This is a genomic window from uncultured Ellagibacter sp. (genome assembly GCF_934636505.1).
Lineage (GTDB): Bacteria > Actinomycetota > Coriobacteriia > Coriobacteriales > Eggerthellaceae > Ellagibacter.
The window spans coordinates 1-22,598 of sequence record NZ_CAKUAL010000033.1 but is presented as its reverse complement, the minus strand read 5'-3'; the positions used below and the strand labels follow the sequence as shown (position 1 = coordinate 22,598).

19 protein-coding genes are annotated in these 22,598 nt (G+C 59.7%); 8 read left to right on the top strand and 11 right to left on the bottom strand.

What is annotated here, in order from left to right; translation table 11 throughout:
* Nucleotides 1-22 precede the first annotated feature (22 nt).
* Nucleotides 23-172, bottom strand: coding sequence for a LuxR C-terminal-related transcriptional regulator (locus Q0G18_RS05320; protein WP_297150386.1), 150 nt, complete (start codon nt 170-172; stop codon nt 23-25).
* A gap of 194 nt (nt 173-366) precedes the next feature.
* Here Q0G18_RS05320 and dnaE point away from each other — a divergent pair, with 194 nt between their 5' ends.
* From dnaE to Q0G18_RS05305, 3 genes are all read left to right on the top strand, one after another.
* Entirely contained in the window at nt 367-3,825 is a 3,459-nt protein-coding gene (gene dnaE / locus Q0G18_RS05315; protein ID WP_297150384.1) for a DNA polymerase III subunit alpha, read from the top strand.
* Nucleotides 3,826-4,064: 239 nt separating this feature from the next.
* Nucleotides 4,065-4,865 carry a tRNA pseudouridine(38-40) synthase TruA gene (gene truA / locus Q0G18_RS05310; RefSeq protein ID WP_297150381.1) on the top strand — a complete coding sequence of 267 codons (801 nt, stop codon included), beginning with the start codon at nt 4,065-4,067 and terminating at the stop codon, nt 4,863-4,865.
* A 2-nt stretch (nt 4,866-4,867) separates the two neighbouring features.
* Nucleotides 4,868-5,413 carry a hypothetical protein gene (locus Q0G18_RS05305; protein WP_297150379.1) on the top strand — a complete coding sequence of 182 codons (546 nt, stop codon included), beginning with the start codon at nt 4,868-4,870 and terminating at the stop codon, nt 5,411-5,413.
* A gap of 161 nt (nt 5,414-5,574) precedes the next feature.
* Here Q0G18_RS05305 and asnB read toward each other — a convergent pair whose 3' ends face one another.
* The 10 genes from asnB to Q0G18_RS05255 all read right to left on the bottom strand — a co-directional run bounded on the left by asnB (nt 5,575) and on the right by Q0G18_RS05255 (nt 17,663).
* Entirely contained in the window at nt 5,575-7,578 is a 2,004-nt protein-coding gene (gene asnB, locus Q0G18_RS05300) for an asparagine synthase (glutamine-hydrolyzing) (protein WP_297150376.1), read from the bottom strand.
* Nucleotides 7,579-7,712: 134 nt separating this feature from the next.
* Nucleotides 7,713-8,081, bottom strand: a complete 369-nt coding sequence (locus tag Q0G18_RS05295) for a hypothetical protein (RefSeq protein WP_297150373.1) — start codon at nt 8,079-8,081, stop codon at nt 7,713-7,715.
* Nucleotides 8,082-8,743: 662 nt separating this feature from the next.
* Nucleotides 8,744-9,928, bottom strand: coding sequence for a Fic family protein (locus tag Q0G18_RS05290; protein WP_297150371.1), 1,185 nt, complete (start codon nt 9,926-9,928; stop codon nt 8,744-8,746).
* A gap of 519 nt (nt 9,929-10,447) precedes the next feature.
* The gene (locus Q0G18_RS05285) at nt 10,448-11,737 is read right to left on the bottom strand and encodes an ATP-binding protein (protein WP_297150368.1); all 1,290 of its coding nucleotides are present in this window, start codon (nt 11,735-11,737) and stop codon (nt 10,448-10,450) included.
* Between the two features lie 493 nt (nt 11,738-12,230).
* Nucleotides 12,231-12,863, bottom strand: coding sequence for a CpsB/CapC family capsule biosynthesis tyrosine phosphatase (locus tag Q0G18_RS05280; protein WP_297150364.1), 633 nt, complete (start codon nt 12,861-12,863; stop codon nt 12,231-12,233).
* A gap of 82 nt (nt 12,864-12,945) precedes the next feature.
* Nucleotides 12,946-14,148, bottom strand: coding sequence for an LCP family protein (locus tag Q0G18_RS05275; protein WP_297150361.1), 1,203 nt, complete (start codon nt 14,146-14,148; stop codon nt 12,946-12,948).
* A gap of 18 nt (nt 14,149-14,166) precedes the next feature.
* On the bottom strand, nt 14,167-15,042 hold the full coding sequence (locus Q0G18_RS05270) for a class B sortase (protein WP_297150358.1): 876 nt from the start codon (nt 15,040-15,042) through the stop codon (nt 14,167-14,169).
* Nucleotides 15,043-15,238: 196 nt separating this feature from the next.
* Complete coding sequence (locus tag Q0G18_RS05265; RefSeq protein WP_297150355.1) at nt 15,239-16,270, bottom strand: CpsD/CapB family tyrosine-protein kinase; 1,032 nt, start codon at nt 16,268-16,270, stop codon at nt 15,239-15,241.
* Nucleotide 16,271: 1 nt separating this feature from the next.
* On the bottom strand, nt 16,272-16,940 hold the full coding sequence (locus Q0G18_RS05260; protein WP_297150350.1) for a Wzz/FepE/Etk N-terminal domain-containing protein: 669 nt from the start codon (nt 16,938-16,940) through the stop codon (nt 16,272-16,274).
* A gap of 117 nt (nt 16,941-17,057) precedes the next feature.
* Complete coding sequence (locus Q0G18_RS05255; RefSeq protein WP_297150347.1) at nt 17,058-17,663, bottom strand: hypothetical protein; 606 nt, start codon at nt 17,661-17,663, stop codon at nt 17,058-17,060.
* Nucleotides 17,664-18,048: 385 nt separating this feature from the next.
* Here Q0G18_RS05255 and Q0G18_RS05250 point away from each other — a divergent pair, with 385 nt between their 5' ends.
* The 5 genes from Q0G18_RS05250 to Q0G18_RS05230 all read left to right on the top strand — a co-directional run.
* Nucleotides 18,049-18,852 carry a sugar transferase gene (locus tag Q0G18_RS05250; RefSeq protein WP_297150344.1) on the top strand — a complete coding sequence of 268 codons (804 nt, stop codon included), beginning with the start codon at nt 18,049-18,051 and terminating at the stop codon, nt 18,850-18,852.
* Nucleotides 18,852-20,072: a glycosyltransferase family 4 protein gene (locus Q0G18_RS05245; RefSeq protein ID WP_297150340.1), complete on the top strand. Its 1,221-nt coding sequence runs from the start codon at nt 18,852-18,854 to the stop codon at nt 20,070-20,072. The genes Q0G18_RS05250 and Q0G18_RS05245 overlap by 1 nt, the downstream gene beginning before the upstream one ends.
* Nucleotide 20,073: 1 nt before the next feature.
* Entirely contained in the window at nt 20,074-21,123 is a 1,050-nt protein-coding gene (locus Q0G18_RS05240) for a polysaccharide biosynthesis protein (protein ID WP_297150338.1), read from the top strand.
* Nucleotides 21,124-22,347 carry an NAD-dependent epimerase/dehydratase family protein gene (locus Q0G18_RS05235; RefSeq protein ID WP_297150336.1) on the top strand — a complete coding sequence of 408 codons (1,224 nt, stop codon included), beginning with the start codon at nt 21,124-21,126 and terminating at the stop codon, nt 22,345-22,347.
* The coding region (locus Q0G18_RS05230; protein WP_297150333.1) for a hypothetical protein at nt 22,347-22,598 on the top strand (252 nt) is incomplete at its 3' end. The genes Q0G18_RS05235 and Q0G18_RS05230, both read left to right, overlap by 1 nt.

Here is a 22,598-nt window from a genome sequence, read left to right as displayed (position 1 = left end):
CAAGACTTCCGCGATTGTTTCTCTATTTCTCCCCTTCGACCAGGTCAAGCAGCTCCTCGCGATTCTTCACGCCGAGCTTCTTGTAGACGTTGTACGTGTGCGTTTTCACGGTGTGGCTCGAGATACCCAGCTTGTATTTGGATACGCGCGCCTCCCGGCGAAGATGTTTCAAGATAGCGAGCCTGGTGCGCCGCGATGCGTGCCAGGCTCCCGTGCGCCTTCCTCAAAACTACATCACTTGTTCGCTGTGTTAGCCATGCAAAACTTGCCACTTGCTGCTATGATTGAACGCGAGAAAACAGCTGCGCACTCACACTTGCAAACACACTCCGCGCGCATACCACGTAAGCGATTCGAGGCATATCCATGGCGTTCGTTCATTTACACAATCACACCGAATATTCCCTGCTCGACGGCTTGACCCACGTGAAGGACATGGTCCGTCGCGCCGCCGATCTCGACATGCCGGCGGTGGCTATCACCGACCACGGCGTCATGTCGGGCGTGCCGGAGCTGTGCGACGCGTGTGCGGCGGTCGAGAAGGAAACGGGCAAGAAGGTCAAGCCCATCTACGGCTGCGAGGTCTACTTCACCACCGACGAGGAGCTGCGCAAGGACGTAAAGCCGAAGCTGTACCATCTTTTGCTCCTCGCGAAGACCAATGAGGGCTACCACAATCTGTTGCACCTGGTCAGCGAATCTCACGTTGACAATTTCTACTACAAGCCGCGCACGACGTTCTCCATGTTGCAGAAGTACGGCCATGGCATCATCGGCTCATCCGCGTGCATCGCGGGCATTATCCCGAAGCTTTTGGACAACCGTCAGTTCGACGACGCGGTCGAGTGGGCGCGCCGTTTTGCGAGCTGCTTCGACGAGGGCGACTTCTACATCGAGCTCCAAAACCAGGGCCTGCGTACCGACGCCGGCATGACACAGACCGAGCTCAACCGCCAGCTTACCAAGGTTGCCCAGCTTGCGGGCCTAAAGACCATCGCCACGAACGACTTCCACTACCTGAAGAAGGAAGACGCAAAGGCGCAGGACATCATGCTGTGCATCGGCACGGGTTCGGCGGTGAACGACGCGAACCGCATGCGCTTCGAGAACGACGAGTTCTACATGAAGACGGAAGAGGAGATGCGCGAGGCGCTCTCCGAGTTCCCCGAGGCGTGCGACAATACGGTTGAGGTGGCCGAAAAGATCGACGTCGTGCTCGAGCGCGACTCCATTCTGCCGCGTTTCCCCTTGCCAGAGGGCGAAACCGAGGAAAGCTGGTTCCGTAAGCAGTGCGAGTGGGGTTTGAAGAAGCGCTACGGCGACCCGGTGCCCAAAGAGGCATGGGACCGCTACGAATACGAGGCCGGCATCATCTTGCAGCAGGGCTTTCCGGCATACTTCCTCATCGTGCAGGAATACATCGCCTGGGCCCGTAGCCAGGGGATCGGCGTCGGCCCGGGCCGTGGCTCGGCCGCAGGCGCCATCTGCACCTACGCCATGGGCATCACCGACCTCGACCCGCTTCCCAACGGGCTTCTGTTCGAGCGCTTCCTGTCGCCCGAGCGCGTGGAGATGCCCGATATCGACGTTGACTTCGAGGATGAGCGCCGCCAGGAAGTCATCGAGCATATTAAGGAAGTCTACGGCGAGGACCATGTGTCGGGCGTTATCACGTTCGGCAAGCTGCAGGCGAAGAACGCCGTGCGCGATGCTGCGCGCGTGCTCGATTACCCCTACAGCGTGGGCGACCGCATCTGCAAGATGATCGGCGACGAGCTCGGCATCACCATCGACAAGGCGCTCGAGACAAACCCCGACCTGAAAAAGGCCTACGACGGCGAAGAGGACGTGCGTCAGGTCGTCGACGCTGCGAAGTCGATCGAAGGCCACGTGCGCGGCGAGGGCGTGCACGCCTGCGCGACTATCATCTGCCGCGACCCCATGGCCGATCATGTGCCCATGAAGCGTGACACCAAAGGCGGCGGCATCATCACGCAATACGACGGCCACTACACGCCTGACCTGGGCTTGCTCAAGATGGACTTCCTTGGCTTGCGCACCTTGGGCGTGCTCTCGCGCGCATGCCGCAACGTCGAGCAGACCACCGGCATCAAGATGGTGCCCGAGGAGATTCCCACCGACGACGAGGGCGCGTTCGCCCTCATGCGCTCGGGCAACATGGACGGCCTGTTCCAGGTAGAAGGCTCGTTGTACGTGAGCCTGTTCGCGCGGCTCCCACCGCGCCGCTTCTCCGACATCGTCGCATCGATCGCCCTCAACCGTCCGGGCCCGCTCGAGTCCGGCATGGTCGACGACTACGTGAAGGTGGCGAGCGGCAAGACGCCCGTCCACTACTACGACGATCGCCTGCGCCCTGTGCTCGAGGAAACCTACGGCACCATGGTCTACCAGGAACAGATTATGCAGGTGTCCATGGTGATGAGCGGCTTTTCCGCCGGTAAGGCAGACAAGCTGCGCAAAGCAATGGGCAAGAAGAAAATCGATATCATGCGCCTGCTCCAGGAAGACTGGAACAATGGTGCGGTTGAGAATGGCTACTCGCTCGATATCGCGAAGAAGATTTGGGACGACGCGGAGAAGTTCGCTAAGTACGCGTTCAACAAGTCGCATTCGGCTGCATACTCCATCCTGGTCATGCGCACGGCATACCTGAAGGCGCATTACCCCAACGAGTACATGGCCGCAGTGCTGTCGAGCTACATGGGCAACACCGACCGCCTCATCCGCTACATCGCGAGTTGCAACCACAACGGCACGCCTGTGCTGCCGCCGGACATCAACTCGTCGAACGCCGAGTTCACCCCGGTCAAGGACGGCATCCGCTTCGGACTCGTCGGCGTGCGCGGCGTTGGGCGTAACGTGGCCGATGCCATCATCGCCGAGCGCGAGGAGAACGGCCCGTTCACCAGCCTGCACGACTTCGTGAACCGCGTCGATGCGAAATGCTTCAACCGCAAAACGCTCGAAGCTCTCATCAAAGGCGGCGCCTTCGATTCGACAGGGTACACGCGCAAGCAGCTCATGTACTTCTTGGAGGACACGCCGCTGCTCGAGAACGCCTCGAAGCGCCAGAAGGACCGTGACGCTGGACAGGTGAGCATGTTCGACCTGTTCGCCTCCGATGAGGACTCCGGTTTCCAGGAAGACGTGCCCGCGCCCGACGGCATCGAGTGGGACAAGCGCACCAAGCTTGCCTACGAGAAGGAAATCATGAAGATCTACGTGTCCGAGCACCCGCTTGCACCGTACGAGAGCGCGATTTCCCGTATGACGAAGTTCCAGCTGGGTGATTTGGCCGAGCGCACGAAGGAAATCAAGTCGGCGACGTTCGTCGGCATGGTGTCCAACGTGGTGACCAAGCTCACCAAGCGCGGCACGAAGATGGCCACGTTCGCGATCGAGGACACGACGGGCCATATGGAGTGCATCTGCTTCAAGTACGACGAGAATGCGGAGGCCATCCACGAGGATGCCATCGTGAAGATCAAGGGCAAGTTCGAGCACAGTGACCGCGGTAACCAGATCATGGCGTTCGAGATTGAGGAAATCGAGTTGAACGAAGCGGATGCTCGCCCCTCGCATCTGCAGCTCAACGTGCCGTCGTGTGAGTTTGACCAGCAAAAACTGTTACGCTTAAACCGCATCTTGCAGTCGTATCCGGGCCGCGACGGGGTCGTGCTTCTCGTCACGCAGTCCGACGGACGCCGCTTCCGTGCGGAGCTGCCGGTCACGGTCGACTCGGGTTCGCCGGTCATGCGAAGCGAGCTGCAGGATTTGTTCGGACGTGGCGCGCTGATCGCTTAGGGAGCTGCTTATCGCTGGTCCGGGGATTGACCTCGGGCCAGCGTTTTCTTCTGCTTGATAGCTCATTGCGGGCCGCAGTGTTGCAGGTCGCCCGTGACTTGCCTCAGGTTGCCTCCCTTGTTTCTTCGCAGGTCGACGCTTCGCGTCCCCTGGCTCGTTGCGGGTCACTGCAGCTCGATATGAGGTTCGCCGCCTTATTGCTTGCCGTGTTCGCTCGCAAATAAGGTATCATGCTCGTTATGGATAATGTCAAAAACAATATGACGCTTTCGCTTGCCGTTGCCTACAACGGCAAGCCTTTCAGCGGCTTCGCTCGCCAGCCCGGCCAACTTACGGTGCAGGGCGAGATAGATCATGCGCTTGAACTGCTGTTTCGCCGCGAGGTGGAAACCACGTGCGCCGGCCGCACCGATGCGGGCGTCCATGCGCGCGCTCAAGTCGTAAGCTTTGATATCTTACCTGATGAATTGCGTGGTCGTACGCTTGAAAGTCTCGCCCGGTCGATGAACGCGCTCACGCACGAGGCCATCGTCGTGCGCTCGGTCGACGAGCGCGAACCCGGCTTCTCCGCCCGCTTCGACGCGACGGAGCGCGAGTACCGCTACTTCATTTGCACCGAGCCCGCGCCGCCCATTTTTCTGCGCGATTTCTCGTGGCATATCCCGAAGCCGCTTGATGTCGAGGCGATGCGCGAGGCGTCCCGCGCGCTTATCGGCGAGCACGATTTCAAGAGTTTCTGCATGGCGGCAAGCGCCGTGGGGAAGCCGACGTGTCGCAATGTGCATGAAATCTCGTTCGCTCGCGAAGAGGTGATGGGGGAGCGGGCCGTCGTGATCACGGTGAAGGGCAACGCGTTCCTCCATTCTATGGTGCGCACCATCGTGGGTACGCTTGTCATGGTCGGCCGCGGCCAGCGGAAACCCGAATGGGTCGCCGACGTGCTTCAGGCGTGCGACCGATGCGCTGCTGGGGAGAACGCACCTGCAGCCGGCCTCGTTTTCTGGAACGTGAGCTACGACGGCGTAAGGGACCACGTCTGATCATGGTGGAGCGAAAGACACCTTTTCGTGGTAAGCGCGAGTACGTCACGTTCGGCGATGGGTTTCCCGGTTTTGGGGAAACTGACGAGCTCAAAGCCGCACGTTGGAACGCGGATCTCTTTGAGAAGGCACCTGTTTCAGAACCTGAGAATGATCCCGTTGCCTATACGGGTGATGAGGATTTCCCGACGCGTGGCCGCTACAGTGGAGTCGGTGTCATCGTCGACGAAGGCGCCGACTTCGATCCCGAACCGGCTTTGTGCGATGGCACCAAAGCTGCTGCAGTTTGCGGGAACCGCGCGCAGGTCGCGCCCGCAAAAGGCGCCGAACCCGCTGCTTGCGCAAGCAACCCCGAACCCGCTGTTCCCGCAAGCAACTCTGGGCGCGCCGCTTCCGCAAACAAGCCCAAACCAGCCGCATCTGTCGAGGCCAAGCTCGATCTCTCGCTGTTCCGCGAGCTCTATCGAAGCCGTGATGGGCGCCTCGTCTTCTTCGAGCATTGTGCGACCGGCCATCTCGCTGCCGTCGACGCATCGAAGCTTGTGTAAGCTGATCATCCTTGGCTTCGGGTGACCTCGACGCTTCCGCCGCCCTTCGTTTAATCGCACGAATTCAAGCACGGAGTAATAAGCTTGCTAACGAATAGCGCCCCTTGCATCGATCGCTCGAGCAAGGGGCGCTGCTGTTCTCGCAGCTAGCAACGAATCTGCTAGCGTGCTTCGGGCTTTTCCGGCACGGTGCGGTCGACGAAGTAGATCTTGTACCACATGAGGAACATGTACACGATCCAGATCTTTCGCGAGCGATCGGCGCCCGCCTTGTGCTCGTCGAGCAGGCGCACCAGCTCATCGGTGTTGAAGAACTCGCGCGCGATGTTGCCTGTGAACCACTCCTTCACCATGGTGTAGTAGCGCTCCTCGCGCAGCCAATTCACGACCGGCACAGGGAAGCCGAGCTTCTCCTTCTGCGCCCAGTCCTTCGGGATGGCGAACTCCGCAGCGTCGCGCAGCGTGAGTTTCGTCTGCTGCTCGTTTGCCTTGAGCGACGTGGGGATGGTGGCCGACAGATCAAACACGCGGCGATCGAGGAAGGGCACGCGCGATTCGAGCGAATGCGCCATCGACATTTTGTCGGTCTTGAGCAGGATGTCGCCAACCAGCCAGAAGTACAAATCGACGTACTGCATGCGCGTCGTCTCGTCGAAATCGGCGACTTCTGCGTACACGGGCGCCGTGAGCGACTGCGGGGTGGGGGCGTTGCAGCCGCCCTTGAGCAGGCTTGCGCGCTCCTCGGGTGTGAAGGCGACGCCGTTCGCGTTGGTGTAGTACCAGTCCTCGGGAGTCTCGCTCGCGCGCTCAAGATAGTTCGCACCGCGCAGATGAAGCGCGCGCATCGCATGGGATGCGCTCTTGAGCAGGCCCTTCGGCGCCCAGCTTACCTTCGCGTTGGAAAACGGCGTCTGGTAGATTCGATAGCCTCCGAAGAACTCATCGGCGCCTTCGCCTGAAAGCACAGCCTTCACCTGGGTGGCGGCAATCTGGTCGACGAAGTACAGCGCCACGGCGGAAGGATCGGCGGAGGGCTCGTCCATGTGCCACTGCACGCGCGGAAGGCTCGCCCAGTACTCCTCCTCGCCGATGTACTTGTCGGTGTTGGCGATATGCAGGTCGTCGGCCAGTTCGCGCGCCCAAGAAATCTCGTCGCGCATGGTCTTGCCACCGGCGCCTTCGGCATTGTTCGCCGCTGCCTGCTTGTAGCACTCGAAGCCCACGGTGAACGTCTTGATGTCGGGGTTTTCCTTCGCCAGGCACGCTGCCATGTAGCTCGAGTCGATGCCCGACGACAGGAAGCTTCCGACCTCGACGTCGGCCACGTTGTGATAGCGCACGCTGTCGCGCATGACCTCGTCGATGGCGCGCGCAGTGTCCTCGCGGTTGCGGCTTTCGTCGAAGTGGTACTCGGGGCGCCAATAGCGGCGCTCGGTGATGGAGCCGTCGGCGTGCACGGTCATGCAATGCGCGGGCGCGAGCTTGAAAATGCCCTTGAAGAAGGTCTCCGGCAGCGCGCTGAACTGGAAACACAGGTACTGCTCGAGTGCCTCGCGATTGAGCTCGCGGGTGTAGGCGGGGTGTTCAAGAATGCATTTAATCTCGGACGCGAAGATGAACTGGCCGTTTTGCTGCGTGTAGTAAAACGGTTTGATGCCGAAGAAATCGCGCGCGCAGAAAAGCTCACGTGTCGCGCGGTTCCAGATGGCGAACGCGAACATGCCGCGCAGTCGGTCGAGCACGCCTTCGCCCCATGCGAGATAGCCCGTGAGCAGCACTTCCGTGTCGGATTTTGTCTTGAACTGCCAGCACTGCGTCTCGAGTTCGGCGCGAAGGTCCTGGTAGTTGTAGATTTCCCCGTTGAACACGATGGCGAAATCGCCCTTCGCGAGCATGGACTCGGGCGTGCCGCATGGCGTGCCGTCGGGCATGAGCGCGGGGGAGGTGATGGCCGAGTCGTGTTCGCCTGTCGCGCGAACCATGGGCTGGTTGCCGTTCGCCAGGTCGATGAGCGAGAGGCGGCGGTGCCCGAGCGCGATGCCGCTTTCCGCGTCGAGATACTGGCCCTCGCCGTCGGGCCCGCGATGGGCCATGATGTCGCACATGGCCTTGAGCGCGGGGGCGTCAGCGCTGGTCGCTTGGGTGAATCCGCAGATTCCGCACATGCAAAAGCTCCTTCATATCGATGTCGTGCGCTCGCGCGCAGCGATTCTCGTGTGGGTAGGGTTCCATGATAGCGAAAGCGCATGACGTGCAGCCTTCTTCTGCGAAAACTGCGGAAACGCCGCGCAAATGGGCGCTAGCGGACGGGCGGCTCGGGCGCGGCCGGGGGAGTAGCTTGGACGCGGGTGTCGGGCGTGGAGGCGATTACCACGTCGGGGTTCTCGTACACCACGCGGGCCTCGGTTTCCGCACGGGCGAAGTCTTCGGCGGTAAGTGCCGAGCGGAAGACTACGTCGACCGTGCAGCCGAGGTCCTCGGCGATGAAGCGGCGGAACTGCGCGGCGTCGGCACGCGAGAACGTGCATCCGACGTCGAGCAGAAGGCAGGCGTCCCCGCCCGTGCGTGCCTGGTCGGTGGCGTAAAGCGAGAATACCGCGACCTTCGCGATGGCATAGCGCGGTGCGACGCGGGAAACGGCGTCGCGGATGGATCCGAAATCGTTCATGAGATGGCTCCTTTGCAGCCTGGTGGGCTTGATGGTTGCGTAGGGTTCCAGTATATCGCCAATCGCGAAGATGGGCGCGCCGGCGGGGGTCTTTCGGGCGCACGAAGGCGGACGGGTGCGAGGAGCGAGGACGTTGGCGAAGGCGGACAGGCGTGAGGGCGTAAGCGAAGGCGGGCATGCGTGAGGGTGAAAGCGAAGTTGAGCATTCACGGAAGAAGAATTGTTTTGCCGTGCGCTAGCCCAACCTGGCGTTAGTCGATGTTTCGCGGCCGTCTGGGCAGGCTGCTGTGTCGCAATACTGCAAGCTGCCAACCGCTTGCTTGAGGAGCGTCGTGCCAGAGGCGTTCTCAAGTTCAACTAGTGCATCGATTCGGGAAGATTCCGGCACAAAAACCGAGGTATCCCACGACGAAGGCCCCGTTTCGACGAGCAATCGTGGGTTAATTTTTCACCTCAAGAAGAAACCCCAGGTCAGAGAGTCGCCCAATTCGAGAGCGACGGACGGCCCGCGCCTTCCCCCGTGGGATACCTCGGTTTTCGTGCCAAGATTTGCCTTGGGGGCTGTACTATTTCAGACTCGCACGTCATTCCGATTCGGAAGAGCAACTTGCCCTTCCGAGCGTTCGCTTTGCCTGTTTATTACCGGAAGCGACCCCTTATGGCTATCGCGCTGCAATTCTTCGTATGCCTTGCAATCTCGATGCTTCCTCGAGTATCCCGATAAGCTCATCAGCCTGGTAGTACGCTCCTCGTTTTGCATTGCCCATCTTCGAAAGGATACCTCTCTCGCAAGCGGTCTCTATAAGAGTGCGTGCCGCTCGGTCGGTGATGGCGAGACGGTTGGCGACATATGCGGCGTTCACGACAGGCTGTTCGACGAGAAGCTCGGGTAAACCGTGGGACGCCGATCCTGCGCGGTCGGTGTTCGAGGCACGCCATGCGCTCAACACAGCGTCCACGTCGTCGGCGATGCGCAAACCGATGACGACGGCAAGCTCCAGAGCATCGGCAAAGCAGGCGATTATTGGCTCAATCTTTCCGACGTGGTAGGCGTCGAGCGCTTTCATGTACCGTTCGACGTCATGCAACAGGCCCGCTGAGACGGGCAGGGTTGAATGCATCAGGACTTCGTCGTTTGCAAGCATGCGGTGCACGAGCGCTCGGCCAGTGCGACCGTTGCCGTCCGTAAACGGGTGGATGGTCTCGAACTGCGCGTGGAAAATCGCTTCTTTGGCCACGGGAGGAACGTCCTCCCGCACCCCGAACTCAATTAGGTCGTTGATGTAGTCTGGAACGCGACTTGCGTGAGGGGGCACGAACGACGCTCCATGCGGGCTGTAGGGCGTGCCACCGATCCATACCTGCTCGTCTCGCAGTCCCTCCCACTCGGAGGTTTCTGCCATGAGCACGTCATGGATGCTGCAGATAGAATCGATGCTCACGGGTCCACTTTGTCGCAGAGCCTCGCGCATGGCGGCGACGTTGCCCGCGATGAGGAGCGCATTCGTAGGTGCCTTGTCGGAAAGTTCTGCGAGTGCCACATTGCGCACGCTCGATGTGAGCCTCTCAATCTGGGAGCTCGATGAAGACTCGCTTCTTAAAAGGAGGGCTGGAAGGTTCCAATCGCGCGCATTCTGGGCTTCGTCGAAGCGCGTTACGGCAACTTCGACATCCGCAATCCGCCGCTGAATCTCAGGAGACAGGTTGACCGTCAGTTGGGCAATCTTTGCTGGGAGCGCAGCCTCATACGTCGGCAAAATCTTGCGTCTGCGACTCTTGGGTATGAACGCGAGCTCGTCGTAATCCCTTTCCCATGCGCACGTCTCATAGGCTACACTCGGCCACATGACTTACTCCTTGCGAATTCAATGCTGATTCTGCTAGTCTTACGGAAGTGAATCATAGTACACTTCCGTAAGACTAGCAATAGATGCCATCATTCGTGTGCCTCTTGTGATTACAGATGTTTCTTCGTTTGACGAGGCCGGCGCTCAGCTCGTCCGGCTGGACGCTCACTTCCAAACAGATTATCGAGCCCGCCGAGCGCGTTTGCATCATGTTCTCCCATCCCCTCGATTGAGAGCCCTAAAGGGAATGTGGCGAAGTGTGGCGGCGGGGAAGGGAAGGGCTCGGCGTCGCGACCCTTCCGGCCGCAATTAGTGCAGCGATTCGGGAAGTTTTCGTGCCAAGATTTGCCTTGAGGGTTGTACTTTTTCGGGCCGCTGTCCACTGCATTCGCTCAGCAGGCTTGCCCTAGAGCGGGAATGCTGTCCCCGCTATATCGGGGGTTCGTCCGATTGTTGGAGGTTCGCATTCCCAACGCCGTTCCCAGACTCTTGGAGAGCGTTCAAAGTGTGTCCAAGAAGCTATTTTGGCAGGCTTTCCTCATCGAGCAGAAAATCGAACACGGACATAGTCAGAATCCCCTCGTTGTCGTAAGTCGGCTTCACCACATCGCGCACGAGCACGATCTTGCTGAAACTGTCGGGTACTTCGCGAAGTGGGGCCTTTTCCTGGCATGTCTTCTCCTCATCTGGCAAGTGAAGCGCCGACTGTATGTAATAGCGCCGGGAACCCAGATTCGCGACGAAATCCACCTCGAGTTGCTTGCGCACTATCTTGCCGTCGACGCGCCTAGCCTTCACGACGGAGCCGACGTCGACAGAAAAGCCCCTCGCGCGCAGCTCGTTGTACACGATGTTCTCCATGATGTGGGTCTCCTCGACCTGCCTGAATCCAAGCCTCGCGTTGCGCAGGCCGATGTCCTCGAAGTAGTATTTCTTAGGACTCCCGATGTACTTGCGTCCCTTGACGTCGTACCGGCGGGCCTCTTCGATGAGGAAGGACTCCTCAAGGTAGCTGATGTAAGTGGAAATGGTGTTCGCGGTAATTTTCGAGTTCAGAACGCTTTTGAAGGTCGCCTCGATTTTGGGTGGGTTGGTGAGCGAGCCGATGGAGGATGCCAGCACGTCCACGAGGTCTTCGAGCTCTTGGGTCTTTGCCACCTTGTTCCTGGCCACCACATCCTTCAAGTATGTCTCGGAGAACAGGCGCTCTAGGTAGCGGGACTTTTGCTCGTCCGTGCGCATGCCAAGAAGCAGGGGCATGCCTCCGAAGACGACATACTCGGCCCAACCCTGGTATTTGTCTCCCTCAAAGCCTTGCATGAACTCGAAGAAGGACAGTGGTCGCACTCGGACCTCGTCTCCTCGTCCGCGAAACTGCGTCATGACGTCAGAGGACAGCAGTTTGGAGTTGCTGCCTGTCACATAGACGTCGATATTTCGCATGCGCAGCAGGCCGTTGAGCACACCATAGAGGCGAGGAGGTTCGTGCCCCCGCAGCTCTTCGTCGGAGATCGCGTATTGCACTTCGTCGAGCATGACATAGTATTGCGACGTCTTATTCACTATCCTGGATTTTAAATAGCTGTCAAGCGCACCCGGGTCGCGCAGGCCCCTGTTCGCCTCCTCATCCAATGCAACCTCTACGATATGATCGTCGCCGACCCCTAGCTCGTCTCTGAGGTAGTTTCCGAAGAGTTCGAACAGCAGATATGTTTTGCCGCACCGTCTGACGCCCGTGATTACCTTGATCATCCCGTTGTGCATTCTGTCTATCAGGTTGTTCAGGTATCTATCCCTGCGCACTTCCATGTCTGCCTCCCTCAAATTTTCATTTAGTGATTATGTCACATGTTGCATTTTCGCTCAATGTGAACGCATGGTGCGATGCAATTCGGTCATGGAGCGTTTGACAATCAGGAACGTTCGCGGTGCAACGGTCGTTCCTGTCCGTCAGGCATGAAAGTCGCTTCAGACCTTTGCACTAACGGTGGCTGTCGGGAAAGCGTTAGCTGTTGGAGTGAAAGTTGATTCGAGTCCGGCCTTTTTGAATGTTCGTCATCGCCACAACGACGTGTTCGCTGTGTCGGCCTTTGGGGCGCTATCTTTTCGCGGGCAGGCGCGATAGACGATTTAACGATTCTCGATATTCTGATGACAAAAGCGATAATGGCGGTAACCGCGAAAGGCCAGGTGGGAGCAAGGTGGGAAAGAGAAAGGCCAAAACTAACCCATTCTAACCAATGTCAAGCGCCGACCCGCCTGTGCCTGGCGGGTCAATTAGGGAATGGGCAGAAGGTAATCCCTAGTATTTCTGGGCTTCCTTGAGCGCTTTGAGGTAGGTGGCGTAGTGCTCTACTCGGTGGGCATCGCTTGCGAGGTAGTCGACCAGCCCGTTCTTGAGCAGCGCCGTGGCAGTGCGCCGGCGCGGATTGAAGATGCTCCCCTCCACGAAGTTCGCGGAAAGTTGAAGCCGGCAGCCCATTTCCCTCATCTCGCGCGCGACGTCGAGATCCTCCTGCACGGGCTTGTAGCGCTCGGGGTGGGCGATCACGATGTCGACGCCCTTGCCCTGGATGGTGTAAATCGCGCGCTGCCAGTTCGCTGGCAGATGGCTGTTCGAGAACTCGAGCAACAGCAGGTTGGTCCCCTCGATGCAAAGGCTGGGCGCTGTGTCGAGCCCCATGTCGGCGAGCTTTTTCCAGTGCACCTCGTATCCCAAGCTCAGGCGCACCCCGTTTTTCTCCGCATGCGCCTTGAAGGCTCGATACCGCCTTTCGATAAGCTCCGCGTCGAAATCGGAGTGCTTGCAATGGGGGGTGCACACGATGTGGTCGATGCCGGCATCGCGTGCGGCAAGGAGCATCTGGTGGGACTCCGCCGGCGTGCGCGAGCCGTCGTCGACTCCGTTTAAGATATGGCAATGGATGTCGAACACGCCCTCTCCTTTCCCACGCAGCTTTGTCGCAGCCCGCAGCTCGCCTGTATGTTTGCGGGCGAGCCGTCCGCGCGATCGCGGCCTATTCCTCGCTTCCCACCTCGTGGTAGTACACGTCGAGCACTGTCTCGTACACGTTGGTCTTGTCCAGGTAGAACTCCGCGAACTTGTCCCCCTGCTGCATGGTGCCTTGCAGGGTAGTTACGTCGACCGACGTGATCCCCGTCGCCAGGACTGAGCTTGCCAGGTAGCTGAACTCGTTGAGCTCCAGGTTCGTCACGGCATAGTTCGAAGCCGTCGTGTACAGGTTGACAAGCGTCCCGACGTTGCCCTGGGCACTCGAGAGCGCCTGCTTGCAGAACGTCTCGACGAACTGCGACTGGCGCGTCTGGCGGTCGAGCGACGACGTCAGCACCGACGTGTCGCGCCACTGCACGTACTTGAGTGCGTTGCTCCCGAACAAAACGGTCGGCTCGCCCTCGACGATGTTGGTACCGGGAATCGACTGCGTCGGGGTCAGCGATACGCCGCCGATGGCATCCGCGAGCGCGCCGACGCCATCCATATCGAGCGAGAAATAGTAGTTTACGGGCATGTTGTACAGCACGCGAGAAACTGCGGAGGCGGTGTATTGGCTGCTCAGCTCGCCGCCGTCGCCGTACGCGTAGGCCAGGCACAGCTGCATGGTCGACATGCCGGTGAAGGTGTCTCCCATGAACTCACCTACCTCGACCATCGAGTCGCGAGGGATGCCGATTCCCGTCGTCTCGCCGGTGTCGAGGTTCACGGCGAGCACCATGACGGCGTCCGCCTGCCCGACGCTTTTGCCCGGCACGACCTCCTCGGTCTGGCGGTCGTAGCCTATGACGGCGACGGAAACCATATTCTCGTTCAGCGCGTACGTCTTCCCGTTGTACTCGACGGTGCGGCCCTCGTCGTAGGTCACGGCGCTGTCGTCCGCCTGAATGTCGGCGGCGGTATTTGCCTGCTTCACAGCGCTCTCGCCTGATTTCATGAAGGCGAAGGCGGCGATGGCGATGACGACCGCGATCGCCACGAGAATCCCCGCGACGATAGCGACGCGCTTCAGGTTCTTCTTGCGGCGCGAATGACGGCGCTTCTTCTTCCTGACGAGGACTTCCTCCTCCATCGTTTGGGGCGCATCGGGGGTCGCGGGCGTCGGGGCCTCCTCGGGAGTCTTAGGGGTCACGGGCGCCTCGGGCGTCGAGGTTGTGCCGATGCCCGCCTCATCCAGGGCGTTGTCTTTCGTTTCGCTTTCTTCCAAAGTGCTTCGTCTTTCGCGCTAGTAGGTCGGTTGGTCGCTGACGAGAGCTCCCGTCACGAGGTATCTTCTCACGATGTGGTTGGAATCGCCGGTGCAGGTGCTCAGCTGCACGATTTTATCGCTTGAAGTGAGGGTCGTTCCCTCGCGCACGTTCTCGACGAGCGAGTCGGGGCTGAGCACCGAGTCGAAGTACTGCTGAACGACGGTTGGGTCGGAGAAGTTGAACGAGTTCAGGATATGGCGGTTGTCGTACTGGTAGGCGGCAATCACGCGGTAGGTGAGGATGTGCCCGTCGGTGTAGAGGTACATGTCCTCGTGGGAATCGAAGAAGTCTTTGTTCTCGAAGCGGTGCAATGTGGTGAACATGGTTCCCTGCACCAGGTTGTGCCCGTAGATCACCGTGACGGGGTCGGAGAAGTCGGTCCTGTTTGCCAGCTGCGTGTAGATGGCGCCCTCCTCGGACCACTCGCCGTCCTTGTTGTGCTTCAGGTAGAACGTGTCATCGGTCGGGTGCTGCACCACCGGGTAGTTCACATCGGTGCCGGGGATGTAGATCCAGGCGTAGATGTCGGGGTTGTCCAGCCGAAGCGACGCGAAGTCGATGGGGTTTTCCACCCGCGGGTCCGCGGCATCTTGCGAGGTGGTGGGGGCCTCAGGCTCGGGGGTTGCGGCTGCCTCCTCGGCCGATTTCGCGATCTGGGTGTTCTGCCATACAAGGTATGCGCCGCCGGCGATTGCCGCGCACACCAGGACGACGAGCAGCACGATGAGCGCTGCGATCTGCGGGCGCTTCTTGCGGGAGTCGTCGCCCGCGCCCGAAGCTTGCGCGCTCGGTGCCTTCGCGTGCTTGGGGGCGATATCCTCTTCGGTCGGTTTCGGATTGTCGTTTGCCATGAGTTCCTTACAATGATGCTGGTCAGCGAGCTGCTCGCGGTGCCGCTCGCGCGGGTTGCTGGCAGTGCCGCCGTGCGGGAGACCCGTGCGGACCGCCGTGCGAGCCTCCCTTTCCGCTGGCCGAGCGTCTCTTTCCCGCAGGGCGTTTGAAAGCATGACGGGAAGCCACCGTGGGCCTCCCGTCATGGGCGCTGCGCTAGATCCTCGTGTTCTTGTGGCGCGGTACGCGACCGTCGGCACGGCGTGGTGCAGCCGGCTTGAAGGCGCCGCGCGGGAATTGCTCGTCACCGTTCGCCTGAGCGGCCCTTTGCTGGTTTGCGGTCGGGGACATGCCAGCACCCGCATTAGCGTTCGGGTTCACACCCGCACTCGCGCCCATGCCCGCGTTCGCACCTTGGCGCCGCGGTCGCGAGCCAGCTTCCCTTCGTTCCGCCTGATTGGGGTCGATGCCTGCCTTGCGCGCCCACTGGCCGATGTCGTCTGCGGCCAGATCGCGCGCGTTGGGGTTCTCCATCAGCTGCTTTTCGCGGTCCTTGCGGGAGACGCGCTTCCCCTCGGTGTTGTAGTAGGCGTAGTAGTAATCGTTGTTCGCCTCTTCGCGCGAGAACGTGATGACCGATCCCAAGATGCGCGCGTTGGCGGCCTTGAGCTGCTGCACGCCGGCGACGACGTCGTCGCGCTTCGCCGCGCGCTCGCGGATGACGTACAGCGTGCCGTCAACCAGGTTCGATATGATGGCAGCGTCAACGAAAAGCCCGATGGGGGGCGAGTCGAATATCACGTAGTCGAACATCTCGCGCAGCGTGTCGACGAGCGCCGAGAAGCGCTTGGTCGAAAGGACGTCGGGAGGCGAGGGGATGTTCGGCTCGGAGTCCATGAAGTACAGGTTGGGGCGGTCGGTCGGGTAGATGGCGCTCTTGAGCGGCGCCTGCCCGACGAGCACGGAATACAGGCCGCACTCCGTGTGGATTCCTAAAAGCCCCGCGATGCAGCGGCGGCGCATGTCGGTGTCGACAATGAGCACCTTCTTGCCGGAGCTGGCGATGGCGCAGGCAAGGTTGGTGCTGACCTGGGTCTTGCCCTCGTCCATGCCCGTCGAGGTGACCACAATCGTCTTCGCCTTCTCGTCGATGGAGACGAAGCGGATGTTGGCGAATAGCGTCTTCGATGCGTTGCTCAGGAGGGGGTTTTGGAACTGGCTGGGGCGCTTGCGGTTCTTCTTGGCCATGTTACCTCGCCTTCTTCGGCTTGGGCATGCGACCGAGCACGGGAATCCCGAGCAGCTCTTCGGCGTCGTCACCCGACTTCACGGTGGTGTCCAGCATGTCCTGCAAGACGATGATCGCGATGGCGACGAACAGCCCTGCGAGCAGGGCAACCGCGGTGTACATGACTCGGTTGGGGCCGGAGGGCTTGTCTGGCACGCTCGCCCGGTCGATGATGTTCACGGCGTCGAGCTTCATCGCGTCGATTGCGGCCTTCGAGGTGCGGTCGGCGAGCTCGTTGGCCACGCTTGCGGCGCCTTCGGGGCTTTTGCCCGTAACGGTAAGCGTGATGACGCGGCTCGTGGTGTCGGAAGTGACCCCCACGTCGAAGCCCTCAAGGTTGCTCATGCCGAGGGCGCTCGCAGTGGAGCTCATCACGGTCGACGTCTTCGCAATCTTCGCCAGGTCGTTCGCGAGTTGCTGGGAAGCCGAGGTGTCGGAGCTGGTCACGCGGCCGGATCCGTCGGTCGCGTTCGTCGTTTGCGTCAGCACGTAGAGCGACACGTTGGCGGTGTAGTTGTTGGTCATGAAGCCCCAGCAGTACGCCGCGGTCGCGCCCGCGAACACCAGGGGGAACACGAGCACCAGGTACCATTTCTTTCGAAGGAGCTCGAGCAGCTCAAGCAGGGTCATTGAAGCGGTTCTCCTCAATTCTTCTTACAACAAAGAAGAGGGCGGCTGCGCCCTCTTCTTTTTCAACATGCGTGCGGCGCGGCTCTCGATGACGATCTGCCGCATGTACCGGTGTCGCTATTCGGCGAGCTTCTTGCGAAGTGCCACGCCCACGCCCACGGCGGCGATGGCGCACGCGGCGGTAGCGACGGCGATGCCAGTCATGTCAACGCCGGTCTGCGGGGAGGTGGCGCTTGCGTCGGTGGTGGCACCGGTGACGGTGGAGGAGTCAACCGCGATGGTCACGAGCGAGAGGCCATCGGTGGAGATGGTCACATTGCCGTTGGAGACGGTCGCCGTCTTCGTCTCGGTGCCGAGGTTCGCGTCGCGGCCCTGGTGCTCGATGAACACGGTGGCGGTGGCGCCGTTGTACTCAGTTCCCACGTTGAAGGTGAGGGTGTAGGGGCCGAAGGTGCTGCCCTCGGGCACGTCGTAAACCTTGAAGGTGCCTACGATCTTCTGGGTGGCGCTGAGCGACACATTGGAAGCCTGGTCGGAGGTTGCCTCGACGACGAGCTTGCTCGTGGAGTCGTCGGTCTTGCCGGTGACCGTAAGGGATGCGCCCTGGGATGCGGTGCAGGTGTTGGACGTTACCTTCTGCGGGCTGTTCGATGCCCATGCCAGAGTCGGCATCGCCATGGCGAGGGCGAGCGCGCAAATCATGGCAGTAAGCTTCTTTTTCATCGTTTCCTCTTTCACTTGAGCGAATGCGTCAATGCGAATGACGGGTCTCATCATAGCACATGGGGGACGGGGACGCGCGTCTCCGTCGGGCCGACAGGGTTTTGGGGCCCTGTTTTGTGATGACTTGACGACCGCTTGTCTTATCCTCGACGCGATAATATTCCCCTTGAGCATCGTCTTCAATGGAGATTGCCTATTCTTAACAAAATTTCGCAAGGGGCTGTTTTGTTTGAGGACTCACTGTTTATTTTCTGCTGAACCCTGACATTTATGCGAAATAGGTCCTTATTCTAGGATATGATAGGTATACTGTAGTTAATTAAAGAGGTAGGGCGAAAGCGACCCGATTCAGGTCGAGGCTTTTGTGCGCGGACGAAACGAGAAGATGACGAGTGGAACCCTACATGTTGAGCGCACGCGGATGGAGATGGCGAAGATTTTTCAAGAGGCAGACAGGCTTGGAGGTACGCGAGCTGGCACGGAGGGAGAGGGACATTTGGTATCGCAGAGCGCTATGGGCATAGCGTTCCGCGCTGCCAAGAGGTCCTTCGATATCGCGGCGTCTGTCGTGGGTATGGTCGTTCTCTCGCCGCTGCTTCTTGCGACTGCGGTAGCGGTGAAGTTCACCAGTCAGGGGCCTGTTATTTTCAAGCAGAAACGCTATGGCAAGGACGAGGTCCCGTTCACGTGCTACAAGTTCCGCACTATGAAAATCGATACGCCTCCGAACGTACCAACGCGCGTAATGCGGGAGGACAAGGCCGTCATGACTCCCATAGGTGCCATGTTGAGGAAAACCTCCATCGACGAGTTGCCGCAGTTCGTGAACATAGTGAAGGGCGACATGTCCGTAATAGGTCCACGCCCTATGATTTTGGCGGAGTATGAACAAATCGAGGCCCGTGCTCGCTATGGTGCTAATGACATTCGTCCGGGGTTGACCGGTTGGGCCCAGATTAATGGCCGCGATGCGGTGACGGTTGAGGAGAAGGCGCGCCTGGATGGAGAGTACCGACGGAACATGGGATTTCGTTTGGACGCACGGATTTTCTTTCGATCGTTCGTTGTAGTGCTCGGTCGCTTTGGCTACGCAGAGGCCAAAGAAGAAGACAGACAGACGTGCTCCGATTTCTCCCAAGAGGATGAGGCGGGATTATGCGAGTCCCCAAGTGGGGGGCGCGCGGCGTAATGCGCATTCTGATGGTGAGCCAGCACTACTGGCCTGAGCCGTTCAATGTCTCGGAGATCTGCGAGGCTCTTGTCGAGCGCGGTCATAGTGTAACGGTGCTTACGGGTACGCCGAATTATCCCGAGGGCGATATTTATTCAGGCTATGGAAACGGGAAAAACGCGTTTCAGCAACGTAATGGCGTCGAAATCGTTCGTGTGCCGCTCGTGCCTCGCAAGCATGATCCAGTTCACCGTGTTTTGAACTATTACAGCTTCGCGCGAAGTGGGGAGAAAACGCAACAGACGCTTCCTTCGAACTTCGACGCGGTTGTCTCTTTCCAGACGTCTCCGATCATGCAAGCTCGCCCTGCCATAGCCTTTGCTGAACGCACGGGCGTTCCTCTGTTGCATTATGTGGTCGATATCTGGCCTGAATGCCTCCTGGCGGGTGGCATTAAGAAGGGATCGGCGGTTTACCAGCACTATGCTAAGGTATCGAGCGATATATATGGGAAGGCTGATAGACTGGCGGTCACCTCGCCGTTGTTTGTCGACTATCTAAGCAACCTGCTTGGTTGTCAGGTCGATGCTGCGTTCCTTCCTCAGTATGCCGAGGAAGGGTTCTTCGCTCCTTTTGCCGGTTCTGCTCCGGAGGGCTATGATCCGTCGAGGTTCAATGTCACGTTTGCGGGCAATGTGGGCGCGGCGCAGTCGGTGCAGACTCTGGTTCGGGCAGCGGCGCTCTTGAAAAACGATGCACACTTCGCTTTTCATGTTGTGGGATCCGGGTCCGAGCTGAGCGCCTGCGTTAAACTTGCAGAAGAGCTTGGCGCCGGAAACGTGACGTTTCACGGTAGACATGACATCGCTGATATGCCTGCATACTATGCTGCCTCCGACGCGATGGCTGCCACATTCTCGTCTGACGAGATGCTTGCTTGGACGCTCCCGCGGAAGGTTCAGTCGTACATGGCGGCTGGAAGGCCGATTGTGGCTGCGATTGGTGGCGAGACGGAGCGTGTGGTGAATGACGCCCAGTGCGGAGTGTGTTGCGGAGCCGAAGATGCCGAAGGTTTGGCGGATGCCGTGAGGCGACTCGCGCAGCTTCCGTTCGAGCACCGCATCGAGATGGGTGCGCGCGGAAGAGAGTATTGTATGGCAAATTATACGAAGAGAAGTTTCATCGATACACTCGAGCGGGAACTTGAACAGCTGAAAGGCACGAAACATGGCATGTGACATGTCTGCATTTGATAATAAAACCCTCATGATCACCGGCGGCACCGGGTCGTTTGGCAACACCGTGCTCAAGCACTTCATGCATACTGACCTGGCCGAAATCCGCATCTTCTCTCGCGACGAGAAGAAGCAGGACGACATGCGTCACCGCCTTCAGGAGACTTCTCCTGAGCTCGCTGGCAAGGTGCGCTTCTTCATCGGTGACGTGCGAAACCCGCAGTCCGTGCGCGACGCGATGCATGGGGTGGACTACATCTTCCATGCGGCGGCGCTCAAGCAGGTGCCTTCTTGCGAATTCTTCCCGATGGAGGCAGTGCGCACCAACGTGATCGGCACCGATAATGTGCTCCATGCCGCGATTGACGAGGGCGTGTCCCGCGTGGTGTGCCTGTCCACCGATAAGGCTGCGTACCCCATCAACGCTATGGGCAAGTCCAAGGCCATGATGGAGTCGATCATCTACGCCAACGCACGCAACGGCGCCGGCCGCACCACCATCTGCTGCACGCGCTATGGTAACGTTATGTGCTCCCGCGGCTCGGTGATTCCCCTGTTCATCGACCGAATTCGTAAGGGCGAGCCGCTTACCGTCACCGACCCCAACATGACGCGCTTTCTCATGAACCTCGACGAGGCGGTGGATCTTGTCCAGTTCGCCTTCGAGCATGCCAACCCGGGCGACCTGTTCATCCAGAAGGCGCCGGCGTCGACCATCGGCGATCTTGCCGAGGCGGTGCAGGAGGTGTTTGGACGTGTGGGAACGCAAATCATCGGCACGCGACACGGTGAGAAGCTCTATGAGACGCTGATGACCCGCGAGGAGCGCTTGCGCGCTGAGGACATGGGCGAATACTTCCGCGTGGCGTGCGACTCGCGCGACCTTAACTATGACAAGTTCGTCGTGAAGGGCGACGTGAAGACTCAGGCGGATGAGGCTTACACCTCCGACAACACCGAGCGTCTCGATGTGGCGGGCACGGTGGCGAAAATCAAGACCGCCGAGTACGTGCAGCTGGCTCTTGAGGGTCGAGAGGGCGAGGCGGTGCAGTAAATGAAAGTGCTGGTAACTGGTGCCAAGGGCTTCGTCGGGCGCAATCTTTGCGAGGCGCTCAAGAATATCCGCGATGGCAAGGACAGGCGAGAGAAATATCAGCAGCTCTTGCCGCTGACCGTTTACGAATACGATCGCGATGGCACGCAGGACGTGCTTAGTTTCTTCTGCTCGGCTGCTGATTTCGTCTTCAATCTGGCGGGCATCAATCGCCCTAAGGACCCTTCCGAATTCATGGAAGGCAACAGGGGTTTTGGCGAGATGCTGCTGGACCTTTTGGAGCATCACGACAACAAATGCCCCGTGATGCTCTCGAGCTCGGTGCAGGCTTCTCTTGAAGGGCGCTACGCTGGTTCGCTCTACGGCGAGAGTAAGCTTGCAGGTGAGGAGCTACTGTTCGATTACGAGAAGCGCACGGGTGCGTCCGTCTTGGTCTATCGTTTCCCGAACTTGTACGGTAAGTGGTGCCGCCCGCGTTACAACTCGGCTGTTGCAACGTTTTGCGACGCAATCGCTAACGAGCGAGAGTTCACCGTGAACGACCCCAGCGTTGAGCTGGAGCTGCTCTATATTGACGACTTGGTGACTGCAATGCTTGACGCGCTGGTGGGGGAGGTGCGCCGCTGCCGCTATGCGGGTGCGAAGTGCGTGCCCGATGAGGCTGGCCGCTACTGCTACGCGCTGGGCGCGCAGAAGGCAACGCTGGGAGAGATTGTTCGTCTGCTGACCAGCTTCCGCGATGCGCGCGAGACGCTTGTGGTCCCTAACCTTGCTGAGGGCAGTTTCTCGAAGAAGCTCTACTCGACGTTTCTTTCCTATTACGAACCGGGGCGCTTCGCTTACGACCTTGCATCCAATGTGGATGCGCGTGGAAGCTTCACGGAGTTTCTGCGCACGCCCGAACGCGGCCAGGTGAGCGTAAACGTGTCGAAGCCGGGTATCACCAAGGGCAACCACTGGCATATGAGCAAGTGGGAGAAGTTTTTGGTCGTAAGCGGCACGGCGTCGATTAAACTCAGGAAGGTCGGGCGTGACGCTGAGGGCAACTCGTTCCCCGTGGACGAGTACGTCGTCAGCGGCTCCGATCTGCGGGTGGTCGAGATGATTCCCGGTTACACGCACTCGATCACCAACCTGTCTGACACCGATGATTTGGTTACGGTCATGTGGGCCAACGAGCCCTTCGACCCAGAGAACCCCGACACGTATTTCGAGGAAGTCTGATGAACGAAAAGAAAACGTCGCTCTCGGACCGTGCGGCTGTGTCCGTCGAAGTTGCTTCCGAAAAGCTTTCCTATTATCTTAACAGGGTGGTGAAGCGTCCCGTGAGGAGCGCGCAGGTCGAAAAGGCGGACATGGCGACCTTCAATGCCAACCTTGCTGCGATTCTCTCTAGCCCGATGGGAGGGGGCTCTATGATTGCGCGCTTCGGCGGCAATGAGGTTAGGGCATGCGCGGAGGCCATTGCCGTCGAG